The following is a 1,781-nucleotide window of genomic DNA, read 5'->3' on the forward strand; positions in this document are numbered from 1 at the left end:
GAGTTTAATCAAAAAAGCCCGCTGGGCGGCTACCTAAACGAAGCCACAGACGTCATCTCGGACGCCGCGCTGTATCTGCCGTTTGCCTTCGTGGCGCCGTTTGACTGGGGCGTTACCGCGCTCGTTATCTTTCTATCTTTTATGAGTGAGTTTTTGGGCGTCCTAGGGCAGGTGCACGGTTGCGGTAGGCGATACGACGGGCCTATGGGCAAGAGCGACCGCGCGTTTATATTCGGGCTTATCGGTACGGTATATGCGCTATCTGGGCGACTACCGGAGTGGTTTAGCTGGGTACTTTACGCCGCGATATTTTTACTCGCGCTTACTTGCGCAAACCGCGTGAGGATGGGACTAAAAAGCGGGGAATAAGGCGCCTCGGACGAGGATAAATTTAATATCTATCTCCAAAATCGACGCAAGGTAAATTCGCCTAAATTTGATATAATTGCAAAAGTTTTAAGCTCGCCTCGATGCGGGCACGCAATCGTTATAAATTTGATCTTGTTTAAATTTACGAGATTTTTTGAGGCGAGGATAAAATATCAAGGCGAATTTGTCCGCTTAATTTAGACGTTTTAAAAGACGCTAGGCGCGCAAAACGTGTTCGGTTAATTTCGAGCGTTTTATCAAAGTCGGTGAAATTAAAGGCAAGTAGCAAAAGCGGCAAATTGCAGGCGTTATTTAAAACCGTATCGGCTTTAATCGCCTCAAATTTATGTCTAAACGCTCGTTTTTGGCAAGGCGGGCGAGAAGCTTATTTGCCGCACGCAACCGTAAAATTGAAGGCGCCGCAAAAAGTGAATTTGAAAAATAAAAGAGTAAAAAGGATACAAGATGAAAGAGTTTTTAGCAGCCGCGCTTGATTTTATCCTTTGCCGTATCACGATATTTATCACGGGCGTACGGCCGCCGCAGGAGCTTTTAAACATCGGCGAGGGTACTAAAATTTACTACGCCAACCACGCCAGCCACGGCGATTTTTTGCTGATTTTCGTCTCGCTGCCTTACCGCGTGAGAAAGCGCGTGCGCCCAGTCGCGGCGGCGGAGTACTGGGAGAGCGGGCCCGTGCGCAGATTTCTTGCTAAAAATGTGTTTAACATGGTGCTAATAAGTCGCCGTAAAGATCCGCTGGAAGCGCTAGCGCAAATGAGCGACGCACTGCAGACGCACTCTCTCATCATCTTTCCCGAAGGCACGCGCAAGATGAACGACGACCTAGCACTTCAGCCGTTTAAAAGCGGGGTATTTCGCTTGGCGCAGGAGTGCCCCTCCGTGCCTTTGGTGCCGATTTGGATCAAAAATGCGCGTAACGTCCTGCCTAAGGGCTTTATGATACCTATCCCGCTGCTTTGCGAGCTGATCGTCGGCGAGGAGATATCGTACGGAGGCGAAGGCAAGGGCGAGTTTTTGCAAAAGGCGCAAGACGCGCTACTAGCGATGAGCGATACGCAAAATGATAGAACGAAAGCCTAGCGCGACGGCTTTGGCGAGAGCTGTAAATTTGAGCCCTGCAAATCCGCCAAGCGCGCGAGAAAATTCGGCCGATATTTTTTGCGACAGCTTGGAGCTTGGAGATAAAATTTGCAGCGCTCATCGCAAAGAATTTAAGCGCGAGATAAAGCGGTCAAACGAGCGAGGTAAATTTGCGACCGATTTTTGCGGCAAATTTGACGGCGAGCCTTCTAAAATGACGGCTAAAAGCGTCAAATTTAAACGCGAAACCCGGGCTAAAACGCCAGCCTTGCCGCAAATCAAATTTGACCCAAACGCAAATTTGAACC

General features: G+C 49.1%; 1 protein-coding gene and 2 pseudogenes. All 3 read left to right on the forward strand.

Annotated features, from left to right (window positions below; all coding sequences use genetic code 11):
* Positions 1-369: pseudogene (locus Q0314_RS09740) on the forward strand (CDP-alcohol phosphatidyltransferase family protein); the annotation flags it as partial.
* Between the two features lie 465 nt (positions 370-834).
* Entirely contained in the window at positions 835-1,473 is a 639-nt protein-coding gene (locus tag Q0314_RS09745) for a lysophospholipid acyltransferase family protein (protein WP_004321012.1), read from the forward strand.
* Positions 1,454-1,781 (forward strand): annotated as a pseudogene (locus Q0314_RS09750) (hypothetical protein); the annotation flags it as partial. The gene Q0314_RS09745 and the pseudogene Q0314_RS09750, both read left to right, overlap by 20 nt.

It is taken from the genome of uncultured Campylobacter sp. (genome assembly GCF_938040115.1).
Classification (GTDB): domain Bacteria; phylum Campylobacterota; class Campylobacteria; order Campylobacterales; family Campylobacteraceae; genus Campylobacter_A.